This is a genomic window from Psychrobacter sp. MF31, assembly GCF_012847335.1.
In the GTDB taxonomy this organism is placed as follows: Bacteria; Pseudomonadota; Gammaproteobacteria; order Pseudomonadales; family Moraxellaceae; genus Psychrobacter.
The window spans coordinates 565,580-589,871 of record NZ_JABBDX010000001.1; the positions used below are offsets into that span (position 1 = coordinate 565,580).

The following is a 24,292-nucleotide window of genomic DNA, read 5'->3' on the forward strand; positions in this document are numbered from 1 at the left end:
TATTTACCTGACAAATCGGTGGGATATGAGCGCTCAAGCTGAAGAAAATGCGATCGATATTCGCTATTTACGAATTATTGCCATTGCCGTTCCGGTAATTTTGGCAAATTTAGCGATGCCCTTTCAAAGCTTAATTGATACCGCGATTGTCGGTCATTTAAATGATGCCGCTTATTTAGCTGGAATGGGACTGGCAATTCAGTTATTATCGCTCGTTTTGGTCAGTTTTAACTTTTTACAATACGCGTCATCTGGACTTGCCGCCCAAGCGCTTGGCAAAATGACTTACAACTTACAAAGTAGCCCTGACAAAGCGCCGCTCCTTGCCATTTTGCAGCGGGCTTTATTGCTGGCATTTATGATTGGTTTGGTGCTGCTGCTGATCAAGCCTTTTCTGATTCACTTTGGGTTACAACTGCTTGCAGCAAATCCTGACAGCTCAGCGGCGGCAAGTACCTATCTTAACGTTCGCTTTTGGGGCGTGATTGCAGAATTGATGAACTTTGCGTTTATCGGCTGGTTTGCCGGTCAAGGTAAAACGCGATATATGCTGTATCAGCAAGGCTTAATTGCTATCATCAACGTCATTTTGACGCTGTTTTTTGTGTTTGGTCTTGATTTAGGGATTACCGGCGTTGCGCTTGGGACGACGCTTGCATTTTGGTCGGGCGTTATTATCGCGCTTTGGCTTGTGACGTTGCACTTGCAAATTTCATGGCAAAATTTGGTAACGATCGACAAAGCTTCGGTGACTAAAAACAGTATGCTTCGGCTATTTTCGCTTAATAAAGATATTTTTATTCGAACGTTGATATTAACGCTCAGCTTCACTTGGGTAACGCGCCTGTCCGCACAAAGTGGCGATTTGGTGCTGGCAACCAATGCCATATTGCTACAAGTTTTGAGCATTTCAGCATTTGCCCTTGATGGCGTTGCCGTTTCGGCAGAAACCCTGAGCGGTCAAGCAGCAGGTCGCCGTGATTGGTCAAGATTTACCCTGATTGTTAAGCGCACCGGAATCGTCAGCTATGGCTTAGCTGCCGTTTTAACGTTAATTTGGTGGTCGATCATGCCACTTTATTTGCCCATGATGACCAATATTGATGACGTCTTGGCATTGGCAATGGATTATCGATGGTTTGCGATTTTACTGCCGCTGATTGGCGTTGGCGCTTATTGGATCGATGGCATATTTTTTGGCTTAACGGCAGGAAAAACCATCCGCAATGCTGCTATTATTTGGGCGATACTTTTTTTCCCATTAAGCTTTGTGTTATATCAGCAGTTTGCTATGCTTGGGATTTGGCTGAGCGTTTGGAGTATTTTATTGCTTCGGCTGTTGGTTCTTGGGATATTTTTAGCCAAAGCCACCCTATCGCAAAATTTTGCCGCCTTGCAATCCTCATAAATTGACATTGGGATAAATTTTGAGCGTTAACACCGTAGCATTAAAGCAAGCTAAATTTGATTGGTCAGCTGGGTTTAAAAAAAGCCTTCCGGTTGCCATGGGCTATTTACCCGCAGGGATTGCCTTTGGCGTTTTGGCGCAAGTGGCAGGCGTTCCTATTTGGGCGGCGCTTTTGCTCAGCGTGGTGCTGTATGCCGGAGCGGCGCAATATGCCTGTTTGCCCATGCTAAGCTCAGGGTTGCCCATTGGCACGATCGCGACCAATATCGCAGCGATCAATCTTCGCCATGTGTTTTATGCCACGCCGCTGCTACAGTCCATGCCAAAGCAAAAATGGGCAAAAACGTATTGTCTATTTGCGCTCACCGATGAGACATTTTCGGTCATGACCAGCTTGCCAAGCGATGAGCGCCCTGCACTCATTTTGCCAATTAGCCTTTTTAACCAAAGCTGGTGGGTGATTGCCACTGCTCTTGGCGGGCTGATTGGTAGCGCGCTGAATGACTTGGTGCCCCATTTGGACTTTGCGTTAGTTTGCTTATTTGCCATCTTAGCTTATGAGCAATTTGCCGCCATCAAGCGCTATTTCCCAATAGTTATCGCCATGATCGCGCTGATTTTGGCATCCCTTATGACCCAAAACTGGTTACTGTTGGTGGCTATTGCCATCTGCATGGGGCTGATTTTATTGCGTAGCGCTTTGATTGCGAAGGTGGATGCTCATGACCAGTAGTTATTTAATTGCCGCCACCATTGCGATGGCGTTTGTCACGTTTTTAACGCGAGCAACGCCGGCGCTGATTCCAAAACGGTTTCTTGATACGCCTTGGCTACACCGACTCAATGAAAGCTTGCCGCTATCGGTATTAACCCTTCTAATTTTAACCAGCTTATCTTATCAAGGCTTAACGCCATCTTTAACCAACCCAAACTTACAACTGTTAGCCGCTCAAGTCACTGCCTTAATGTTAGTCTTGTTGGTTTATCATTTAAGCCGCCAGCTTTTGGTAAGCATGGTGGTGGGCATTGCTACGCTTAATGGGATGCTTTGGTTATTTTCTTTGATTTAAATCCTCATAAAAAAAGCTGAGACATCACATCTCAGCTTTTTTATTGCGCAAAAACTCTTAATCGTATTCGGCAACGCCCATCATGTCCACGGGCGTATCTGCAACGATTTGAACGCCTTTTTTGCCAATTTTGGCGGTCTCGCAGCGCAGCTCTTGCAAATGCTCAAGATAAGCTTCGTTAATTTGACCAGTAATATAACAGCCGTTAAATACTGAGCAATCAAAGCCTTCTACGCGGCTGTGTTTGGTGTCTTTTACTGCCTCCACCAAGTCGTCCAAATCTTGGAAAATCAGGCGATCAGCGCCAATGATCTCGCGGACTTCCTCAACGCTGTTGCCGGATGCAATCAGTTCGCTTCGAACTGGCATATCAATGCCATAAACGTTTGGATATTCAACTGGTGGCGCGGCGCTTGCAAAAAAGACCTTTCTTGCACCCGCATCGCGCGCCATTTGAATGATTTCATGGCAAGTGGTTCCGCGAACGATCGAGTCATCCACCAACAAGACGTTTTTGCCTTTAAACTCTAGCGGAACGGCGCTTAGTTTTTGGCGGACGGATTTTTTACGTTGCTGCTGACCTGGCATAATAAAGGTGCGACCAATATAGCGATTTTTCATAAAACCTTCGCGATATTTGACGTTCATCTTCATCGCAAGCTCCATCGCAGAGGTTCGCGAGGTGTCAGGAATTGGGATGACGACATCAATGTCATGATCTTCGCCCCACTCGCGAAGGATTTTTTGTGCCAGTTTTTCGCCCATTCGCAGCCGCGCTTTATAGACCGAAATGTTATCCATAATCGAGTCAGGACGAGCAAAATAAACATATTCAAACATGCAAGGCGTATATTCTTTAGGCTCAACGCATTGTTTGGTATGCAGCTTGTGATCAAGATCAATAAAAATAGCTTCACCAGGGCGAACATCACGAACGATAGTGAATCCTGAACTGGTCAGCGCGACTGATTCTGACGCGACCATATATTCGGTGCCGCCATTTTCTGCCATGCGTTTGCCAAAAATCAGCGGTCGGATACCATTGGGATCACGAAACGCCAACAAGCCATGACCTGTAATTAGCGCGACCACCGCATAAGCGCCCTCACAGCGACCATAAACGGCTTTAACCGCTTCTAAAATATCTTCAGGCGTTGGGTCTGTTTTGCCCAAATTTTGCATCTCATGCGCCAACACATTCAGCAAAACTTCGGAATCTGAGTCGGTATTTAAATGGCGGCGGTCATCAAGATAAAGCGATTTGGCAAGCGTTTCAGCATTGGTCAAGTTGCCATTATGGGCAAGCGTAATCCCATAAGGCGAGTTCACATAAAATGGCTGAGCCTCAGCGCTGCTTGACGTTCCGGCTGTTGGATAACGCACGTGACCGATACCAAATTTGCCCACCAAGCGCACCATGTGGCGGTTCATAAACACATCGCGAACCATGCCGTTTTCTTTGCGCAAATACAGTCTGCCATCTTGCAAGGTTACGATCCCTGCCGCATCTTGACCACGATGCTGCAACATGGTTAAGGCATCATAAAGGATTTGGTTGACCGGCTCATGAGCTGCAACTCCAACGACTCCACACATAGCTATGTCCTATTTTTGATTTGGCAACAATGCCGCGGCATTCAATTCAAGGATTGAATCAAGATGATCAATTAATAATGATAATGGGTTACGATTTAAAGGGGTAACGTCATTTTTATTGACGATTTGGCTTAAAAAGTGAAAATTTTTGAGGAGCATTATAGGGTAAATTGGTCGCAAAATAAAACGCTCGCGGCAATTTTTTAAGCTAAGATTGATTGACTTGATCCCAAGCAACCCCTAAAACATCCGCCGCTAATGCTTTAGCAACGGGCGCATAAGGAAGCAGTTCAGGAGCGAGCACTGAAGATTGCCAAATCGGCATTTGCACCAAAAGCGGCGCGGTAACGCTTAAGCCAACAAGCACCACCAGAACATTTTTGGCAGCGCCTAAAATACCGCCCGCTATTTTATCAATAGCGCCAAGCCGAAGCGATTTTAGCGCCTTTGAAAAAATAAACGCTACTGCATTCATCACTGCAAGAACAATTAGTACCACAAGCAAAAATGCCAGCGCAATTTGCAGCACAGGGTTTTGAACGACTCCAGCAAGTGAGGGCGCAATCGAACTTGCCAGCCGAGAGGCGGCAATAAGCGCAATAAACCAGCCAACCATGCCAACCGCAGTTTTAGCAAGCCCCAACTGAAAGCCGCGCCAAAGCCCAATCAATACCAATGCCGAAATGACAATATCAAGACCACTCACAACATCGCCTCGCCTGCTTTATCAACAAAAATTATGCTATCAGTCATCAAGCGCATCATAGTAACCGCCAATGGATTGAATGCAAGATTGCACAAGACCAGGACCTTTATAAATAAGTCCTGTGTAAAGCTGAACCAAATCTGCGCCAGCTTTGACTTTTTTTACAGCTTTTTCGCCGCTATCAATACCGCCCACACCAATCAGCGCCACTTTATCCTCTAAAATATCAGCAAATTGCTGCAAAATTTGGGTGCTCATGTGGCTGACTGGTCGCCCTGATAAGCCGCCGGCTTGGTCGCCATCGGGCAAATCTTCTACCCCAATTCGGCTCAATGTGGTATTGGTCGCAATTAAACCGTCGATTTCAAAATCAAGCAGCTGCTGGGCAATATAATCGACTTGATCCATTTCCAAATCCGGAGCCACTTTGAGCACCAAAGGCACATAAAAGCCGTATTCCGTTGCCAGTTGTGAATGGCGATTTTTAATGGTATCAAGAAGCGCGGTGAGCGCATCGCCCGATTGCAAGTCACGCAAGTTTTTGGTATTTGGTGATGAGATATTCACCGTGATATAAGAGGCGTGGGGATAAGCGCGCTCTAAACAATAAACATAATCATCCGCTGCATTTTCAACGGGCGTTGCCGCATTTTTACCAATATTAATGCCAATATTGCCTTTATATTTGCAGCGTTTAACATTTTCAACCAAATAATCGATACCTTGGTTGTTAAATCCCATCCGGTTGATGATGGCATCCGCTTGCTTTAAGCGAAATAATCGCGGCTTATCATTTCCTGATTGCGGCTTTGGCGTTACCGTGCCAACTTCAATAAAGCCAAAGCCAAGTTCGGCCAAGGCGTCAATATAATCGGCATTTTTATCAAGCCCAGCGGCAAGCCCCACAGGATTACTAAATTGCAGTCCCATGCAATCGGTTGGCTGCATCGGTTGACCATAAACCAAGCCCAGCGCCCGCGCCCGATGCGCTTTTTCCAATAACGATAACGTCATTTCATGGGCGTGCTCGGGATCCATCTGGAATAAAAACGGGCGAAGTAAGGCATAGGACATAAAACGTAAACTCTGAACCAATAATAAATCTAAAAAAACACCGAAATCTTAAAGCAATCACTCAAAATATCGCGGCAATTATAACAGGTTGTGGCGCGATGCCTAGTCTATCAACCAGTTGCGCGCTTAAAATTAGCAAATCAGCAATCTTGCGGCGACAATTAGGGCACCGGTCGCTGGGAGGTAAGCGCAATCCAGCCGCGAACAATGCGGTATAAATGCCAAATCACGGTGATACCAATGATCGCCACCCCCAAAAAGGCAAATATTAACGACCCAGCTGCCATATGATTGCTGTCCATGATCGCGCTAAAACCAAAGCCACCAATAGCGATGGCAATCATAATCATGCCAATAATAAAGAAAAAAATGCTGTACCAAAAGGTCTTAATTTGCCAATCAAAATGGGTCGCAAGCCAAGTGCCATCTGCTTCATGACGACGAACGTAATTCATCACAATCGGAACGATCCAAAGCAGCCCTGCGGTAAAGTAGCTCACCACGTTTAATAAATAAGTGACATTGTTATACGTTATAAGCGAGCGTTCTTGGTCATTGGTCATCACTCCCCCTTAGCTTTAAAATTCAAATTATCGTCACATTGCTCTTAAGCATGATGCTTAATCGTTTTGTTTTCAATACCTATTAAGCTTTGTTGACAAATTTAGCACGATATTATGAAAAACTTAGCGTCGCTTGAACACTCAGCGCTTTTGAGGTGGCATCTTGCTGGATGATGAGCTTTGATAACTGAGCGCCTTGCTGCTCAAGTTGACTTAAGGTATTGGCAACGACGGCTTGGCTTGGGTGAGAAAAGCTAAGCTGAATGTCATCTCCCATTGCTACCACTTGAGCGCCCATAATTCCCATAGCACTTAAGACGGAATTTACCTGATTGGCAGGGGGTTGGCTGGTTTCTTGACGGGTTTTGTTGGTATCAATATTCGCCGCTTGAGCCCGCAGCCAAAAATAATCTGCCACCTGGTTTTGATAATCAAGCTTACTTTTTTGCGCCGCCATGTGCATACTGTAGCCGCCATAACCGCCAACAATCATGATAAAAAACAGCATCAAGACACTTAGCGCTAATTTGTCACGCGGTGCTAAATGTTGCCAAAAATCTTGTGATCTATCCGACCAAACCGTTACGTAGCTGTGAAGTTTTCCCGTCGTTTTTAACGGAGCAGCTTGTGGATTATTTGATGGTGCAGCAAGATTTGGACGTTTGATTCGATTTGAGATAAATTTCATAACGGCAGTCATACCTTGTGGTCACGCCACTTTTTTATTTAATATCGCAATGTTTTAAGCAAAACTATAACGCGCTCGCTGACACATTATTTGAATCGCTACTGATTCGGATATTTCCCGTGATGCCGCCTTGGTCAGTATTATTAACGGCTTCTAAATTTGCTGTCAGTCCTTGGGCGCTTAAACTGGCAACCAAACGATCAAGACTGGCTTTATCAGGCGCAATCAAGGTCATTTTAAGGGCATCGGGCTCAAAAATTAACGCTTGGGCGCTGATTGACGCAGCTTTAATTAGCGGCGAAACTTGCGATAATAGCGTTAGGGCAACGCTTGACTCTGAATGGTCTTGACGAAGTTTTGGCGCAAGCTGAGTTTGCAGCTGTGTTCTGGCATTTAGCGGCTCGTTAGGAAACCACGATTGATACTGCGCCGCCGTTGCGCTTTGGGTCGCCGCCGCCGCCTCATGATAGCGATACCATTGAATGCCGTTGGTGGCAAACTGCAACACCCAAGCAGCAAGCGCCACCATAAGCGCCGTTTTTAGATAGGGCGACAATACCGCTTTATTGGCTTTGGTAAAAAAGTTTAAGGCATGGCGCTCAGGATAGGGCACAGGCTCTGGATAACTGAGCAACTCACTTAATTGTAAATTGTGCTGGTCAAATAACGCTTTGGTGCTGGGCGCAATAAAAAGTGGGTCAAAAATAGAATCATTGCCAATATCTTCAAGAGGAGAGCTGATCGGCGGCAATACGCAAATTTCGCTTAATTCAGGAAATTTTGCAAGCATCAGCGGCAAATAGCTGACTGCTAACGCTTGATTGTCAGCCTGCCGAAGTAAAATGGTCGCCTCATCTTGATAAAAAACAGCTTGCTCGCCGCTCATTATATTTGGCATTGGCAGCAATAAAAAATCTGGAAGCATGGCGGCAATGCTAAGCCCCACCAATGCCGCGCTTTGTTGCCACGATTCAATATCACTTGTTGAAAGCGCAAACACACGTTGGGCATCATTTGTACTAAAGCTTCGCGTTGCAAGCGTTTCCACCGACCCCAAAAACAGCTCTTCAAACAAATACTGCTGACCGGAAACCCCAAGCTGTTTGATTTGCGAGCTGGTAAGCGGGGTGTCAACTTGCAATAAATGGCGGGTTGGAAAATATAGACTGATGGCTTTTGTGCCATGAATGCCATAAATATCGTAAAGCTGCTGCCAATTGTCCACCAAGTGCCAGCGCCGCTCGTCCAAATGCCAAACTGCAAGCGGACTTTGCTGCCCGCGAAACCAAACGTGTAACACCCACGATATCCTTAAATTGTGGCGCCAATTAGCGCTGAGCGGTTTGAAACGCTAACGTTGCTGCTAAATTATGGCTGATCGGGAACAAAGCGGTCAATTTCTTTTGCCATTCCTGTCATTAAAAATTCCAATTCAAACACACGCGCTTCAGCCAGCGAAAATCCCTCAAAGCTGTCACCCGTCAGCAAACTTGCAAGCTTTGCCACAATCGACATATGACAAACGACAAGCAAACATTCCGCGTCAATATCTGCAAGCTTATCAAACGCCGCTTTTGGGTCATCCGATGGCGTGATGTTATCTTGCGTTATTACTTTAAGGTCAGAATAATGCTTGGCAAGCTGTGCCATCGTTTGCTGAGCTCGCTTGAACGGACTGACCACAAGCGCATCCGGCTGATAGTGAGTGGCAATATAGTCCGCCGTTTGCTGCGCCTGCTTGCTGCCAAAATCGGTCAGTGGTCTTGCACTGTCAGGAACTACCCCTTCTTCAGCTTCACCATGACGCATTAAAATGACTTTCATGTTGCCACCTTTATTCATTATTATTTACTAACGATTACTCACATGGTTGCTTACTTTGTTAATCATCGACGCTTGGTGATTGATGATCGCTCATTTGCTGAGCAGCTTGCATTTGCGCGGAAAGTACGGCATTACTGTGGTCATGCGGCATAACAAATTCCACATCACTTCGAAATCCAGCTTCCATCAAATGTAGCGCAACGCCAAGCGCTGCTTTATCCTCAAAAATTACTGCATAAAGGGCATGGGTAATGGGCATATAAATGCCTTCGCGAGTAGCTTTTTCATGAACTTGCTGAATGGTATTGACGCCCTCGGCAGTTTGACCCAGCTTTTTCACGGCAGCTTGGATACTCATGCCGCGACCAAGCATGTTACCAATGCGATAGTTTCGGCTCAGCTCCGAGCTGCAAGTGGCGTACAAATCGCCCACGCCAGCAAGCCCTAAAAAGGTCAACGGATTGGCGCCCGTTTCCACCCCAAAGCGGCTCATTTCAGCCAAAGCACGCGTAAGCAGCATGGCTTTGGTGTTTTCGCCAACCTCATAAGCGGCTGCCATTCCCATCGCAATGGCGTAAATGTTTTTAAGCGCGCCGCCAAGCTCAACGCCGCGAACGTCATCACTAGCAAATACTCGAAAAAACGCACTGTGAAGCGCCGATTGCACCGCATGGCGCAAAGGCTCAGAATCACTGGCAATCACGGTCGCTGATGGCATATTTTTCATGATTTCAATGGCAAGATTAGGCCCCGACATCACCCCAAAATTCACCTCAGGAAGCTCATCTTTGATAATGTCGCTCATTAAGGCAAAGGTGTCTTTTTCCATGCCTTTGGTTAACGACACGATGGCTTGACCGGTGATAAAAGGCGCAATATTTTTGAGCATTTCGCGAAAGCCAATACTTGGTACGGCAACAAAAATAATATCGGTATCACTGATTGCCGATTTTAAGTCATGGCTAAATTTTAAATCGTCATCAAGCTTGAACCCCGCCAAATATTTTTTATTCATCCGGTGCTTGCTAAGGGATTTTACCGTGCGCTTATTGCGAACCCAAAGCGTGGTATCGCAGCCATTTTTTGCCGCAAGATTTGCCATGGCGGTTCCAAAACTGCCACCGCCCAAAAATGCCAATCGCAACTGGCTTGGGTTGGTCATGGCAGGGGTCATATTTTTGGCGACATCTTCAGCGATGATGCTTGGATCCAGCTTTTTGCGACCAAGCCCCGATTTGGCAGCGCGCTCGATGATTCCAGCAAGCAGTCCTGATTGCTTTTCAGTTTCAAGCGTTGAGGGTAACGGCTCATTTTCCAACGCTTTTTTCGCTTTTTTTCCTGCAGCTTTGGTTTCTTTTTTAGCGTCAGAATTTTCCGTGGTCATCGAAGTTTTAGCCTTGGCGTTAGAACCGGCACCATCGGGAATTGAATTTTTGGATAAGTCATTATCTTTATTGTCGTTATTAAGGTCAGCATCTTGAGAAGTCGATGAGCGCGTCATATTACATTTCCATATTGAGCAAGGCAGCTTTTGAGCAAATTAACATTGTTCGATCAAAAGATAAAGCAAGATATAGTAATTAATGCCCAAGTTCTGCCTAAGCTACGCCTCAAATCGGGTTAACGGCTCTATATCGGCAGGCTTTCGCGCGGATTTGTCGCAAGGGCTGGTTCCGGTATAAATAAATCCGGTGACATAATCCTCAGCGCCAACATTAAAATAGTCTTTGACAGCCGGATCGTTGCAAAGCAGTCCGGTGCGCCAAATGGTGCTAAAGCCTTGCGCTTTTAACGCCAAAATTAAGTTTTGAACGGCAGCGCCTGCGCTTAATAGCTGCTCAAATGGCGGCACCTTTTTATGGGCTTCCATTTTGGTGACGACCGTGATAATGACCGGAGCACGTAGCGGCATATTCGCCGTTTTTTTCTGCTCTTTTTCGGACAAGGTGTCACCATCGCGCGCTGCAATCCCTTCAGCTGCTGCAAGTAGCGCTCGACCAAACGCATGACGGGCATTACCTTCAGTAACAATAAAGCGCCAAGGTTTTAATTGCTTGTGGTCAGGAGCAGTTGCCGCACAGCCAATTGCCATGCGAATCTCGTCGTGATTGGGGGCGGGAATGGTTAAATTGCTCACGCTTCGGCGCGAATTAATCCAATTAATCAGCTGCTCAGCGGTGACTTGAGCGTTGGGGCGGTTTTCTTGAGTATTGTCTTCCAAACTATCTTGTTGCAAACGTTCTTGATCGTTTTGCAATTGATTCATTTCCGTCATTATTTTACCCTTGTCATTTATTTTTATCATAGCATATTAACTATAGATGATAATTATTATTAGTTATTGTCTCAATGTTATTTGAATTTATAATAAAATGCTTTAAGTTAAGCCGCTTCATCCAAGCGGTGTTTTGATTTTAGATAGTCTTCGGACTGCATTTCAAGCAATCGCGATCGGGTTCGTTCAATTTCAAATGCCAATTTTTCGCCTTGATACAATTCCAAAATAGACTGCTCAGCGCGAATTAATAGCTTAACCCTGCGATCATAAAACTCATCAATCATATAAATAAAACGCCGTGTGGGATCGCGCAAATCGTCATTAAGCGCAGGAACCGCATTGACCAAAACGGTGCTAAAGCGGTTGGCAATTTCAATGAAATCGGCAGCGGATCGCGGCTGCATGCACAAATGGCGAAAATCGCAAAATAAAATCGTCTCAGTTCGCGCGTTGATAATAATCTCGCGACCATTAATCACAATAGGATCACGGCTGATTCTGATATTATTGGACAAGCTGGCAAAACGGTTGGCAAGCCAGTTATGATTGGCGCGGGTCATTGGGGATTTATAAAGTTCAGCTTGCTGGAGCACGCGCAGGCGATAATCAATCCCAGAATCAATATTCATCACGGTGGTGTGGCGCTCAACTTCAGCAATAGCAGGCAAAAAGCGGTCACGATGCAGCCCATCTTTATAAAGACCATTTGGCGCAATGTTTGAGGTGGCGACAAGGGTCACGCCGCGGTCAAACAGCATGGTAAACAAGTCGCCTAAAATCATGGCATCTGACACATTGGACACAAAAAACTCATCAAAGCAAATCACGATTGCTTCGCTATAGATGATATCAGCAACCTTTTCAAGTGGGTTGGTTTCGCCTTGGATTTTATTCAGCTCACAATGAACGCGCTGCATAAAGTGGTGAAAATGTTGGCGCATTTTACGGTCGATGGTTAATGAATCAAAAAACATATCCATCATCCACGTCTTACCGCGACCCACGCCGCCCCACATATAAAGTCCTTTTGGCGCGGCAGGTTTGGCTTTAAAAAAGCTAAACAAGCCCTTTTTTGGCGGTACAAAATCATTGAGCTCATGACAAAGCGCATCAAGATAGCTCATCGCTGCAAGCTGCTGATCATCTTGGGTATAGTCATCGGTTGCGATGGCTTTTTCGTAGCGCTGCAAAGGTGATAAGGTCATAAGACGACTCGTCATTTGGCAATCAATAAATAAAGTGAAAAGCACTTTGCTGCGTTAAAAAGTGATCTGATTAAAACGCATTGCAGGCAAAGTCCTTCCCATCTTGCACTATTTTTTAGGATAATCGCGCGGAAACTACGCCGAATTCCTAAATTATCTACTGTCCCATGATTTCATACTTTAAAAATATAATCACCCGATTTATAGTCAGTATTTCTATAAAAAATACTATCTAAAACATTGCTAAATGTTATTAAAATCAAAACTGTTTAAAATTTAGCAAATTAGCGATTGGCATAATACTGCTCAAGCAATTTTTTAAGCTCGCCCAATTTGCCATGAAAAAAGTGCCCTGCCCCATCAATAATGCTGACATCAAGCCCCATTTTTTCGGCAAAATCTTGCATCGAGGCAGGCGCAATCACCTCATCTTGATTGCCATAAATCTCAAAGGTTTTATCCGTTGGCAAGGTCAAATCACTGGTATCATTTTTTTCAACCGACGGCGCGATTAACGCCACTTGACGGATCGTAATGTCCTCAAGACCCCAAACTTGTGGCGCGGTTAATAATTGCTCAGCAACACGTGCCGTCACATAACCGCCAAAAGAAAAGCCCCCAAGCCAAATCTTACGAGCATTTGACTGCGCTGTTGCCCACTGAATCACCGTAAGCGCATCCTCAACTTCGCCGACCGCATAATCATGATCACCGGTCGATTGACCAACCCCGCGAAAATTAAAGCGCACCACATGCATGCCAGCATCGCGGGCAAAGCGGTACATGGTGGTCACCACTTTATTATTCATCGTGCCTTCAAATAGAGGATTGGGATGGCAAAGTACAGCCATGGTGTCGGTTGCCGCATCGTTCGGATTGTCATTTTGCCAAAGTGTTTCTACTTCAAGAACGCCAGCAGGAGCTTTAATTAAGGGCATAACAGTCATCAATGAGTTAAAAATGGGCTTTAATTATCCTAGAATGAGTTAATAATTCAAGTCATTTATGTCAAAATGTTTCAAATAATAACGATCTAGGTGAGATAAATCCAAAGCTATCAATTAAATAAATTATAATATAACAATATAATCAATTCTGCCAGTGTTATACCACTTGCAAAGGCTTTGCTTACTAAGCAACACAGCGGCAACATCACTCACAATTTTTGTCTAGACGTTTGTGGCAAAACTGAGTTAAATGAAGGCTTAATTTCGCCTCTGTTTTTATATATTTGTTTTATATATTTTGGTTGAATGCCCTAAATTTGAGGATTGATGTTTTAAGGATATTATGATGAAAAAATTTGCCCCAATCGCTGCAATCATCGCTAGCGCCTTAACGCTTGCCGCTTGTCAAAGTACCCCTGCAAGCCCTGTGATTCAGCGCGCCAACTCAACCTTTGAAACCACTGGTATTGGTAACACCAAAGTTAAAGCGCAAGAAAACGCGCTCGCCAGCGCGCAAAAAACCTGCCGTGGTCAGCAAGTGATCATCGTGGACGACAATGTCAAATACAACGGACTTTTAGATGAGCGCACCGGTCGCGTGGTCGGTCAAGTTGGAACGGTTCTTGGCACAGTGCTTGGAACCGGATCGCCAAACTTATCGCGCCAAGACGATTACGAATATCAAATCAGCTTTCGCTGTCAGTAATTAGGGTTTAGCGCTTATCTAATTGGGTCATCACTTTTTGAGTCATCACTTTGATTTTAAGCGCTACCAAAAGCCAATAGTCGCCGGATTATTGGCTTTTTTTTATGCTATGCTTAATCTTATAAACAAAACGGCAACCTCGATTTTAAGCCTTATTAAAACAATAAATAAAAGTTGTGATTATGAAAAAACCCAATTTATCCCGTGAGCATTTAGAGCGCTTGCTTGAAGACCCAAGCAAATCGGCAGCATTTTCCGAAAATGACTTGCCAAAGCTTGAGGCGGAGCTTGCTGAACATGACGACCCACTATCCGATACGGTATTGCGCTTAAGTGATTATTTAGCCGCGGTTGAGATGGTGATTAATGAGACGTTTAACCATCACGTTTGGGTGAAAGCAGAGATTCGCAATTTATCGACTAAGGGTGGTCATTATTATTTTGAATTGGCTGAAAAAGACGACAGTGGTAAAGTGGTTGCCAGTTGCCGTGGCAATCTTTGGCGCTTTAAAGCGGCGCGCGTTTTGGGTAAATTTGAGCGCGAAACGGGAATGAGCCTTGATCGTGATGTGACGGTGCTTTTAAAGGTATCGGCGACGTTTCATCCGCAATATGGCTTTTCGCTGGCTATTGAGGACATTGACCCAAGCTATACCTTAGGCGATTTGGCGCGGCAATATGCGTTGATGGTCGAGCGCTTAAGCAGTGAAGGTTTATTGCATTTAAACCAAAGCTTGCCTACGCCGTTTGATATTGAACACGTTATTGTGATCGCCCCTGAAAACGCGGCAGGGCTTGGCGATTTTCAAGCAGACGCCGATAAGCTTTCACAAACGGGCGCTTGCCAGTTTCACTATCATCACGCCACCTTTCAGGGCAATCATGCGCCAAGCGAGATCCGAGCGGCAATCAGCAAGGCGCAAAAGCAATTTACCGCCGATTATGATCGATTGCCGGATTTGTTGGTCATCATTCGTGGTGGTGGCGCGGTGGGCGACTTGGCGTATCTTAACGATTATGAGCTTGCTGCCCTCGTCGCTGAGCAGCCCATTCCGGTTTGGGTGGGTATCGGTCACGAGCGCGACCATGTGATTTTAGATGAGGTGGCGCAATCAAGCTTTGATACGCCGTCTAAGGTGATTGCGGGGATCAGCGCACATTTAGCAAGGCTTGTGATCCAAACTCGCCATTACGAGCAGCAAATTCAGCAATCAGCAACCCGAACGATTAATCTTGCCCGCAGCCAATCCGAGCGGCAATTTAGCATCATTCAAGCTCAAGCAAAGCAGTCGTTAATCGTGCTGCAAAAAGATTGCAATTATGCTTGGCAAAGCATTGGTCAATCAGCAAAGCAGCAGCTTAGACAAAGCCGTTATTTAGCACGAACAGCCAATCAAAATATCCAAAGCCAAGCTTTTAAAAATATCCAAACGGCAAAACGTAACAGCCGATTTTTACGCGACAGCATTTTGCTTTATCAGCCAAGCCGCGTATTAAATCAAGGCTTTGCCCGAATCACAAATGAGGATGGCGCGATAACAATTAGCCAAATCAGCGCATTAACGTCCGGTCAAACCGTTCAAATTCAGCTCAAAGATGGCATAGCAACTGCGACAATTGATAAAATAAATGCCAATTATCAATAACAACATAAGGAAAAAACAATGACAACAGCCACAACGAAACGCAAAAAAGCGGCACCAAAAACCTTTCAAGATGCTTTTAATATTTTAAAAACCAATGCCGAAACGCTACAATCGCAAGATGAGCCGGACATTGACAATTTAATGAGCACCGTTGAGGAATCTATTGCCGCCTACCGCGTTTGCGAAGCGCGACTTGATGCCATCGAGCAGGCACTAAACAGCGCCTTTGCGATGGACGACAAGGTCAATGAGGAAGAATAACGGTTAACGCCCTACTCTTTGAGCAAGTCATTTTGAGCGTCAGAAGGGGCGATTCCCTCACTTTCTGGCGCTTCAATCTCAAACACTTGGCGCAAATATGCCAAATACGTGTCGTTATTAATCATCGTTTTACCGGGGCTGTCAGAAAGCTTGGCAACCGGTTGACCGTTACATTCGACCAGTTTGAGTACGATATTTAATTGCGTCAGTCCCATATCATTGGTTAAATTGGTGCCAATGCCGAAGCTGGTTTTGATGCGACCTTTAAAATATTGGTGCAATTCCCAAGCTTTTTGCAAATTAAGCCCATCGCTAAAGGTCAGCGCTTTGGTTTTTGGGTCAATTTTTAATTTTTTATAATGATTAATGGCTTTTTCGCCCCAAGCATACGGGTCACCGCTGTCATGACGCAAACCATCAAACAATTTGGCAAAGTACAAATCAAAATCACGCAAAAACGCATCCATGCCGACCACATCAGTCAAGGCAATGCCTAAGTCACCGCGATATTCATGAACCCAAGCTTCAAGCGCCGCTTTTTGTGAGTCACGAAGGCGAACATCAAGCGCTTGAAAGGCTTGTAAAAATTCATGCGCCATCGTGCCAATTGGGGTCATTTTTAGCTTCTTAGCCAGCAAAACGTTTGACGTTCCGCTGACGATATTCGGCTCAGCATCACGAAGCGTAGCAACCACGTGCTCTTGCCACTCTTTGCTAAAGCGGCGGCGCGTTCCAAAGTCGGCAACAATAAACGGCGGCATAAAGTCGGATTTGGGCTGATTGTCCGCTTTTTTCGCCAATTCATGAAGCAGCTCAACTTTAGCATCCAAGCGTTTTTGACCCTCTAAAATGACCTCAGGCGTTGACAGCGCTGAAAAATACAGCTGATTGACGATAGCCAGCACAAACACTTCAAAAAACATGGCTTGAATCATCGGACCTTCAATGTCGATACAAAGCCGACCTTTACTGTCCGCGCTCACCTTGATAAAGCGGCGCTTTAATTGAAACAGCTCTAAATAATCCACAAAGTCAGAGCGAATAAAGCGCAAACTGCGTAGGTATTCCAGCTCATCGGGCAAAAATCTCAGCTCACAAAGCCTGTCAAGCTGATACTCAAGCGCCTCTTGAACGTCGGCAAGCGGATAAGCTGTTTCGTCATTATTTCGGCAGCGAAAGCGATAAACGCCGTGAGTTTGCGGAAATTGGTGCAACATGGCTTGCAGCATGGTGAATTTGTACAAGTCATTGTCTAGCAAGGAAGTAATAATCGGGGCAGAATGGGGGATAGAAACGGCTGTCATGAAAGCGCCTTTATAAGATAAGTGCAGAATCAAAATTGTGCCATCTTAGCACAGTTTTTACAGCGGCAATCCAAAAGGCGGCTTTGGTTTACCTAATTACGTCATTTCTATTTTTACACCCCGCCATTAAAAACGCCTAACCGTCAATTTGACCATTAGGCGATAAGCATGATAAGTGATGATAAGTAGCAATCTTATAAAGCTAGCACTATTTTACCAAGTTGACCAGTGGCGCGTAGCCTGATTGTGGCATCAAATCCACCGGAATAAATTGCAGCGCCCCGCCGTTGATGCAATAGCGCAGTCCGCCTTTGTCTTTTGGACCATCGGGGAATACGTGACCTAAATGCGAGTCGGCAACGCGCGATCGCACCTCCGTTCTGACCATGTTAAAGCTCATGTCGCTTTTTTTGGTGATCACTTGCGGGTCAATCGGCTTGGTAAAGCTTGGCCAGCCGCAGCCAGAATCATATTTATCGGTTGATAAAAACAGCGGCTCACCACTTACCACATCAACATATAAGCCTTTAGCAAATAAATGATCGTACTCATGGCTAAAGGCGCGCTCCGTTCCCGCATTTTGAGTGATGTCATATTGCGCTTTGGTTAAGGTATTTTTGAGCGCATTTTTATCAAAGTTGGCGTAGCGTTTTGGGTTGAGCGTTTCGGCAACCGTATTGGCAGAGGCAAGCTTACTGCCACCGCGAACGCTTGGTTTGCCTTCGATTTTGTCGTCGGCAAGGCTTAAATCAATATGGCAATAGCCGTTAGGATTTTTCGCAAGATAATCTTGATGGTACATCTCGGCAACGTAGAAGTTATCGAGCGGCTTTTCTTCAACCACGACTTTTTGCTTATATTTGCCTTGAAGCTGCTTGAGCGCGGCATCAATCAGTGCTTTGTCATTGTTATTGGTGTAATAAATGCCCGTTCGATACTGAGCGCCACGGTCATTGCCTTGTTTGTTGAGGCTCGTTGGGTCAATCACGCGAAAGTAGTATTGCAAGAGCGTTGGCAAGTCGATTTTGTCGGCATCATAAACGACTTTGACCGTTTCGGCATGACCTGAACCGCGAATCACCTGCTCATAGCTTGGGTCTTTTATCGCAGGGTTGCCATTGGCATAGCCTGAAACCGCATCAACCACGCCGTTGATGCGCTCCATATACGCCTCAACGCCCCAAAAGCAGCCGCCCGCCAAATAAATGGTTTTGGTGTTAATGGCTTTGCCTTTATCGTTGTAATAAACGCCATCTTTTTGCTTGATGGTTTCAATTTTACTATTGCTATCAAGCGCGGTGGTCGCGGCAGGTTTAGCCGTTCCGGATTTAAGCTCGGCAAAGTCGTTTGAGGCATTTTCTGCCAAAGCAAACGCTTGCTGCTCGGTCAAATTACCTTTGACCAAATGCACCAAATTGCCCTTTTTATCCAAAATTGCCCAGCTTGGGTACACCTGAATGCCAAGTTTGCTAATCAGGCTTCCTGATTTATCCACCAGTACTGGAAGCTTTGGATAATCGCCTTGAACGCCTGCGTACCACGATTCAAAATCGCCTGCCGCCTTTTCATTTAAATGACCAGGACTTGCCACCGTCACCACATTTAAGCCCGCAAATTTAGGATTTTTGCGCCAGTTTTCGGTTTCCTCAAGCGATCCTAAGCACAGCGGACACCAGCTTGCCCAAAATTTAACGAGCGTAGGTTTGCTTGGGTCAATCACATTTTTACCGGTATTGCCAAGACCTTTGGTAATTTGCGGTAACCCTTGCAATTGATTGAGCATGTCCGAGGGCAACATATCGCGCGAGGATTTGACCCCCGTATTTTGCGATTGTGAGCTTTTTGCGCTTGAATTGTTTTCAGCATTGCTCATCTGACCGCAAGCTAAAAGCAGTCCGGCGCTTAAAGCGGCAGTGATGCCAAACGCGCTGATATTTTTGAGCGTTCGGGACGGTGGCTTGAGATTAGAACCGTGGTTTTGAGATTGGTTTGGCATGGAAATTCCTTGAGAAAATATTTTTTTGGTCTTTGAAAAATAATGGTGATAATCTGCCATTTTTTAAAGCAAAAAATGATAATAACTATCGATAATTCAGTAGCTTAAAAATAAATTTAAAAACGTTATAAAGGAAGATAAACTGGAATAAGATAAATATTAGGCGCAATATTTGTGTAAATCAATTAGATTTTATTAAAATTATTGATTTATTATTTAGATTATTTTAACTATAACTCTATAAAAAAAGATAATTTTTAACCATTAGGTAAGTTTATTGTAAGATAAAAAAATAACGCTTTATTAAAAAGCGTTAGTTGAAAAAAAACGGTAAATATAGGTTAAATGTTCACTTTAAAAAAATATTTACTTTAAAAAAAGCGCCATGCCTTTTTTAAACAGCTCACCATAGGGTGGCAATAGCAAGTTTAGACCGTTTAATTTGGACTGAACAAAAACCGGCTTCATATGACTTAAGCGCTCAAACCCCGCCTTGCCATGATACGCGCCGATTCCTGATTGCCCAATTCCGCCAAAGGGCAGCTCGTGCTGAGCCACGTGGACGATGACTTCATTGACGCAAACGCCGCCAGATACGGTCATCTCACGGATGCGCTCAATGTCGCCCTCATCACTGCTAAAAATGTACAGCGCCAAAGGTCGTGGTCGCGCGTTCACAAAATCAATAGCATCAAACACTTGGTCATAATGAATCAGCGGTAAGATCGGCGCAAAAATCTCATTTTGCATCACAAGGTTGTCAAGCGGCGGCTCACAAACGATGACCGGCGGCATAAATCGTGAGTTACGGTCGCTATGAGCTTCGGTTAGCGGATGAATATGGCGCTCATCAAGCTCATCAAGATAGCTTTGCGCGCGCTCAAACTGGCGCTCATTGATGAGGTGTGAGTAATCTTTATTGCTAGCAATGTTCGGATAATGTTTTGCCAGCCACTCGCGGGCAAGCTCGATAAAGCGCTTATGATAGGGTCTTGGAATTAACACGTAATCGGGCGCAATACAGGTCTGACCTGCGTTGAGCGTTTTTCCCATCATGATCCGGTTGACCGCATTTTCAAGGGCGGCGTCATCGGTGACAATCACCGGCGATTTACCACCAAGCTCAAGCGTGACTGGCGTTAGATTGGGCGCTGCCGCCGCCATGACCTTTTTGCCGACCGCCGTTGATCCGGTATAAAGCAGATGATCAAACGGTAATTTGCTAAAGGCTTCGGCAATGTCCGTCTCGCCAATCACAACGCTGACCATATCGGGTGAAAAATAATGAGCGCAAGCTTTAGCAAAAGCTTCGGCAAATTTGGGCGCCGATTCGCTCATTTTTATCATGACCCGATTGCCAGCCGTCAGCGCGTCAATTAAAGGTCCTACGGTCAAATACAGCGGATAATTCCAAGGTACCATAATCCCAACAACGCCTAACGGCTGCGGCTGAATCTCATTATGAGCGGGTAAATAAAGTGCTGAGATGCCAACTCGGCGGCACTTCATCCACGATTTGCCGTGTTTTTTGGCATGGCTGATGCCCGTAAAGCTTGGAAACAGTTCGGCAAATTGCGTTTCAGACTCGCTTCTGTGACCAAAATCGGCGCTGATCGCTTCTGCCAATTGGTGCTGATTATCGCTTAGTAGCGCCTCTAAATTATCAAGCTGAGTGGCGCGTGTTGACCAATCCAAAATCGGCTGACGGCGGCTTAATTTTTGCAAATGAGTAAATTGCTGATGGAGCTGATCTTGATTGGTGATGATGCTGATTGCTTCTTTGGTGTGGCTATTTGTTTTATTTTTACTTAGGCTATTTTTAGAATTTGACGTGCTGTCTTGATCTAAAGTCATAAGAAATCCTTTTTCATATGTTTTAATACGGAAATTTAACCTCTTTATTACGACTTAATGTAGCTGATTGCTTAAGGATTGAAAAGCGGCAATCGTTGGTGAAGTGTTCTGCCTTATTTTTGATAACGCTTGTGATCCACCAAGCTGCGGCTAAAGATTGAGTTCGACTTATAAAAGCTGTTACACTCAAAGCTTGGCGTCCTGCTACTTTCCCATTTTGCCACCAAAAGATGGTTTCCCATGTCAAATTTTGCCCCAATCGATGATTATCTGATTCAAAAAACACTGAGCGCCGCCGATTACAACCCAACCCATGACGCGATGTTGGCGCGAACGCTTGAGCGAATTGCCCTAAAAAAAGAACAAAACATCCGAACGCCTGATGAGCTTTGGGTCGTCGATCACAACGACGTTTACACCTTGGGTCAAGCAGGAAAAGAAGAGCATATTTTGCAAAAAACTGCGACGCCCATCATCAAAACCGATCGCGGCGGTCAAGTGACTTGGCATGGTCATGGTCAGTTGGTGGTGTATTGGCTGTTTGATTTGCATAGCCTTGGTTGGAGCGTTCGCAATTTGGTCTCGCACGCTGAGCAAGCCATCGAAGATGTGGTAAATGACTGCATTTGCCAAAATCCGGTTCATAGTGGTCAAACGATCATTGCCAAATCGCGCCGAGATGCCCCTGGCGTCTATCTTTATAGCCAACTTGATGGCGATGACAAAACAGAAATCATGATTGGTAAAATTGCCTCGCTTGGCTTTAAAATTAAGCAAGGCTTTAGCTATCATGGCATTGCATTAAATCTTGATTGCGATTTGAGCGCCTTTAACGCGATTAATCCTTGCGGTTACGCCGGAATGCAAATGCTTCGCTTAGCCGACTTTGCCAAGATGGATGACAAGCTAAGCTTTGATATCGTCACTCAAAAGCTGATTGATAATATTGCTCGCCGCCATCGCGGTGAAATTAGCTTGCGATCAATTGCCAATGCGTAGCTAAAAAAATGATTGAGTCGATTTTTGCATAATATCTTGCCCGCTTGGACTTAAGCGAAACGAGAAAACGGCGCGTTAATTTGCTATACTCGCAGCCGAAATTATTAAGGCGCTTTTTAAGCCTTAACATAAAGCCCATTTCAATATCATAAAAGGAGCCATTATGGCAGATTTTAATAAAATTTTGGACGCAGGCGACGTTGACGGCGGCATTATCAATGTGGTTGTCGAAATCCCAACCGGAAGCAGCCACAAAATCGAGTGGAACCGCGACTTAGCCGTATTTGAGCTTGACCGCATTGACCCACAAATCTTTGCTAAACCTTGCAACTATGGCTTTATTCCACAAACGTTGGACGAAGACGGCGACGAGCTTGACGCGCTGATCATCACCGATGCGCCATTAAGTACCGGCATTTTCTTAAAAGCCAAAGTGATCGGCGTGATGAAATTTGTTGATGATGGCGAAGTTGACGACAAAATCGTGGTCGTTCCTGCCGATGACCGCAATACCGGCAACGCTTATAACACTTTAGAGGACTTGCCTGAACAGCTTATCAAACAGCTTCACTTCCACTTTAGCCACTATAAAGACTTGAAAAAAGCCGGAACGACCGTGGTTGAATCTTGGGGCGACATTGATGAAGCCAAAGAAGTCATCAAAAGCTCAATTCAGCGCTGGAAAGACAAATAAGCGTTTGTCATATTAAGCGTTTTGTAAATTGCTGCTTGCTTTATTTACCGCAATCCTAAGGTTGCGGTATTTTTTTGCCGTTATAATGCTCAAAACCTTTCTTAACAATAGGGCTTGATTGAGGACGCCATGCCAGAATTTGACCAAAAAAAGAATGCCAAAGCCAATAAAAAACTGCCCAAAGCCGTCATCATGATGATTGAAAAAAACAATTTGGTAATGGCAATTAAAACCTTGGCGCAAGAAGAAAATATCAGTCTTGAGGACGCCAAAGCCCGCGTTGACGCTTATGAAGACGCCCTGCAAGAAAAGCAAGAGCTAAATTTGGCTAAAATTGCCAACCGTCAAGGCATCCCCGATGAGCTGATCGACCAATCAAACGACCCTGACGCTCAAGAAGAAAACGGCGTTTTGATAAAAAACTACGTCAAATCCGACCAGCCTACCGGATTTGCCGCATTACAATCGGGACTAAACCGTCAGCTTCATGACATGGAGTATAAAAAGCCCTTGCTGCCCTATTGGGCAAAGCGCGTTGCTATACTTGTTATTATTATGGTGGGGCTGTTTTGGATATTGTGGCGGGTGTTTGGGAAATAAAATATAAGCTTATCAAGGCTATAGCTCAAGAATTTAGGGCGTGTCATCAATTAGAACAGTTATTTCAGAATAAGCTATACTTAGATCGTATTTAGAAATTTGAGATCAGAGACCATGGCAAGACGACATGCGCTAAGAGATGACCAATGGGAGAGAATTAAAGACCTTCTGCCGGGGCAACCAAATGACGTTGGTGTTACCGCAAAAGATAACCGCTTATTCGTAGAAGCCGTTCTCTACCGCTACAAGACCGGCATACCATGGCGTGACCTACCTGAACGCTTCGGCGACTTCAGAGTGGTTCATACCCGTTTTAGTCGCTGGTCAAAAAAAAGCGTATGGGAGAAAATTTTCAAACAGTTGTCTGAAGAGTCTGATGATGAATACGCCATGCTAGATGCTACTATTGTCAAAGCCCATCAGCATAGTGCTGGAAAAAAAGGGATCAAGCCATTGGACGCAGTAAAGGTGGACTAACCACTAAAATACACACCCGAACAGATGCGCTAGGCAATCCTACTGGCTTTTATCTAACAGGTGGCGCAGCTCATGACCTTCGTGGCTCAGATGAACTGCTTGATGTCAGCATTAGCCAAACTTGGCTTGCCGATAGAGCTTATGATGCTGACGACCGCGTTATTGAACCGATTAAATCAGTACAAGGCAATGCCGTCATACCGCCTAAGTGTCATAGGCTGCAACCAAGAGATTTCGATAAAGAGCTTTATAAAGAACGGCATCTGATCGAGAACTTCTTCGCTAAGATCAAGCAATACCGTGCGATTGCCACTCGTTATGATAAGTTAGCCAATCATTTCCTCAGTGCAATTTACCTGGTTTCTTGTATCATTTGGCTTAATTGATGACACGCTC

At 45.0% G+C, this 24,292-nt stretch carries 23 protein-coding genes and 1 pseudogene; 10 read left to right on the forward strand and 14 right to left on the reverse strand.

Features of this window, described 5'->3' with window-relative positions; genetic code table 11:
* Nucleotides 1-25: 25 nt before the first annotated feature.
* The 3 genes from HF322_RS02385 (at nt 26) to HF322_RS02395 (ending at nt 2,478) form a co-directional block, all read left to right on the forward strand.
* On the forward strand, nt 26-1,408 hold the full coding sequence (locus tag HF322_RS02385; protein ID WP_169391777.1) for an MATE family efflux transporter: 1,383 nt from the start codon (nt 26-28) through the stop codon (nt 1,406-1,408).
* A gap of 97 nt (nt 1,409-1,505) precedes the next feature.
* Nucleotides 1,506-2,141 carry an AzlC family ABC transporter permease gene (locus tag HF322_RS02390; RefSeq protein WP_169391967.1) on the forward strand — a complete coding sequence of 212 codons (636 nt, stop codon included), beginning with the start codon at nt 1,506-1,508 and terminating at the stop codon, nt 2,139-2,141.
* Complete coding sequence (locus HF322_RS02395; protein WP_169391778.1) at nt 2,131-2,478, forward strand: AzlD domain-containing protein; 348 nt, start codon at nt 2,131-2,133, stop codon at nt 2,476-2,478. The genes HF322_RS02390 and HF322_RS02395 overlap by 11 nt, the downstream gene beginning before the upstream one ends.
* 57 nt (nt 2,479-2,535) lie before the next feature.
* Here HF322_RS02395 and purF read toward each other — a convergent pair whose 3' ends face one another.
* From purF to HF322_RS02450, 11 genes are all read right to left on the reverse strand, one after another.
* Nucleotides 2,536-4,074: an amidophosphoribosyltransferase gene (gene purF / locus HF322_RS02400; RefSeq protein WP_169391779.1), complete on the reverse strand. Its 1,539-nt coding sequence runs from the start codon at nt 4,072-4,074 to the stop codon at nt 2,536-2,538.
* Between the two features lie 208 nt (nt 4,075-4,282).
* The gene (locus HF322_RS02405; RefSeq protein WP_169391780.1) at nt 4,283-4,780 is read right to left on the reverse strand and encodes a CvpA family protein; all 498 of its coding nucleotides are present in this window, start codon (nt 4,778-4,780) and stop codon (nt 4,283-4,285) included.
* A 39-nt stretch (nt 4,781-4,819) separates the two neighbouring features.
* Nucleotides 4,820-5,854 (reverse strand): quinone-dependent dihydroorotate dehydrogenase, encoded by a 1,035-nt coding sequence (locus tag HF322_RS02410; protein WP_169391781.1) that lies wholly within the window; start codon nt 5,852-5,854, stop codon nt 4,820-4,822.
* 161 nt (nt 5,855-6,015) lie between these two features.
* Nucleotides 6,016-6,417, reverse strand: coding sequence for a hypothetical protein (locus tag HF322_RS02415; RefSeq protein ID WP_169391782.1), 402 nt, complete (start codon nt 6,415-6,417; stop codon nt 6,016-6,018).
* A 112-nt stretch (nt 6,418-6,529) separates the two neighbouring features.
* Nucleotides 6,530-7,105 (reverse strand): type II secretion system protein GspM, encoded by a 576-nt coding sequence (gene gspM / locus HF322_RS02420; protein WP_169391783.1) that lies wholly within the window; start codon nt 7,103-7,105, stop codon nt 6,530-6,532.
* 64 nt (nt 7,106-7,169) lie between these two features.
* Nucleotides 7,170-8,405, reverse strand: coding sequence for a type II secretion system protein GspL (gspL, locus tag HF322_RS02425; protein ID WP_169391784.1), 1,236 nt, complete (start codon nt 8,403-8,405; stop codon nt 7,170-7,172).
* 68 nt (nt 8,406-8,473) lie between these two features.
* Nucleotides 8,474-8,929, reverse strand: coding sequence for a phosphohistidine phosphatase SixA (sixA, locus tag HF322_RS02430; RefSeq protein ID WP_169391785.1), 456 nt, complete (start codon nt 8,927-8,929; stop codon nt 8,474-8,476).
* Between the two features lie 58 nt (nt 8,930-8,987).
* Nucleotides 8,988-10,313, reverse strand: a complete 1,326-nt coding sequence (locus HF322_RS02435; RefSeq protein ID WP_169391968.1) for an NAD(P)H-dependent glycerol-3-phosphate dehydrogenase — start codon at nt 10,311-10,313, stop codon at nt 8,988-8,990.
* Nucleotides 10,314-10,532: 219 nt separating this feature from the next.
* A complete protein-coding gene (locus HF322_RS02440) occupies nt 10,533-11,204 on the reverse strand; it encodes a nitroreductase family protein (protein ID WP_223193131.1) in 672 nt (223 codons plus the stop codon).
* A 107-nt stretch (nt 11,205-11,311) separates the two neighbouring features.
* Nucleotides 11,312-12,412 carry a cell division protein ZapE gene (gene zapE / locus HF322_RS02445; protein ID WP_169391786.1) on the reverse strand — a complete coding sequence of 367 codons (1,101 nt, stop codon included), beginning with the start codon at nt 12,410-12,412 and terminating at the stop codon, nt 11,312-11,314.
* Between the two features lie 284 nt (nt 12,413-12,696).
* Nucleotides 12,697-13,350: an alpha/beta hydrolase gene (locus HF322_RS02450; RefSeq protein ID WP_169391787.1), complete on the reverse strand. Its 654-nt coding sequence runs from the start codon at nt 13,348-13,350 to the stop codon at nt 12,697-12,699.
* 355 nt (nt 13,351-13,705) lie between these two features.
* Between HF322_RS02450 and HF322_RS02455 the strand changes: the two genes are divergently transcribed.
* The 3 genes from HF322_RS02455 to xseB all read left to right on the forward strand — a co-directional run bounded on the left by HF322_RS02455 (nt 13,706) and on the right by xseB (nt 15,972).
* Nucleotides 13,706-14,065, forward strand: a complete 360-nt coding sequence (locus HF322_RS02455; RefSeq protein WP_169391788.1) for a hypothetical protein — start codon at nt 13,706-13,708, stop codon at nt 14,063-14,065.
* 182 nt (nt 14,066-14,247) lie between these two features.
* Nucleotides 14,248-15,711 carry an exodeoxyribonuclease VII large subunit gene (gene xseA / locus HF322_RS02460; RefSeq protein ID WP_169391789.1) on the forward strand — a complete coding sequence of 488 codons (1,464 nt, stop codon included), beginning with the start codon at nt 14,248-14,250 and terminating at the stop codon, nt 15,709-15,711.
* 18 nt (nt 15,712-15,729) lie between these two features.
* Nucleotides 15,730-15,972, forward strand: a complete 243-nt coding sequence (gene xseB, locus HF322_RS02465) for an exodeoxyribonuclease VII small subunit (protein WP_169391790.1) — start codon at nt 15,730-15,732, stop codon at nt 15,970-15,972.
* Between the two features lie 11 nt (nt 15,973-15,983).
* Here the strand turns inward: xseB and pncB are convergent, their stop codons facing one another.
* The 3 genes from pncB to HF322_RS02480 form a co-directional block, all read right to left on the reverse strand.
* On the reverse strand, nt 15,984-17,276 hold the full coding sequence (pncB, locus tag HF322_RS02470; RefSeq protein WP_169391791.1) for a nicotinate phosphoribosyltransferase: 1,293 nt from the start codon (nt 17,274-17,276) through the stop codon (nt 15,984-15,986).
* Between the two features lie 208 nt (nt 17,277-17,484).
* Complete coding sequence (gene msrAB / locus HF322_RS02475) at nt 17,485-19,272, reverse strand: bifunctional peptide-methionine (S)-S-oxide reductase MsrA/peptide-methionine (R)-S-oxide reductase MsrB (RefSeq protein WP_169391792.1); 1,788 nt, start codon at nt 19,270-19,272, stop codon at nt 17,485-17,487.
* A gap of 366 nt (nt 19,273-19,638) precedes the next feature.
* The gene (locus HF322_RS02480) at nt 19,639-21,126 is read right to left on the reverse strand and encodes a coniferyl aldehyde dehydrogenase (protein WP_169391793.1); all 1,488 of its coding nucleotides are present in this window, start codon (nt 21,124-21,126) and stop codon (nt 19,639-19,641) included.
* A gap of 240 nt (nt 21,127-21,366) precedes the next feature.
* Between HF322_RS02480 and lipB the strand changes: the two genes are divergently transcribed.
* From lipB to HF322_RS02500, 4 genes and pseudogenes are all read left to right on the forward strand, one after another.
* The gene (lipB, locus tag HF322_RS02485) at nt 21,367-22,125 is read left to right on the forward strand and encodes a lipoyl(octanoyl) transferase LipB (protein WP_169391794.1); all 759 of its coding nucleotides are present in this window, start codon (nt 21,367-21,369) and stop codon (nt 22,123-22,125) included.
* Nucleotides 22,126-22,288: 163 nt separating this feature from the next.
* Nucleotides 22,289-22,819, forward strand: a complete 531-nt coding sequence (locus HF322_RS02490; RefSeq protein WP_169391795.1) for an inorganic diphosphatase — start codon at nt 22,289-22,291, stop codon at nt 22,817-22,819.
* Between the two features lie 129 nt (nt 22,820-22,948).
* Nucleotides 22,949-23,419 carry a hypothetical protein gene (locus tag HF322_RS02495; RefSeq protein WP_169391796.1) on the forward strand — a complete coding sequence of 157 codons (471 nt, stop codon included), beginning with the start codon at nt 22,949-22,951 and terminating at the stop codon, nt 23,417-23,419.
* 114 nt (nt 23,420-23,533) lie between these two features.
* Nucleotides 23,534-24,282 (forward strand): annotated as a pseudogene (locus HF322_RS02500) (IS5 family transposase).
* The last annotated feature ends 10 nt before the right edge of the window (nt 24,283-24,292 follow it).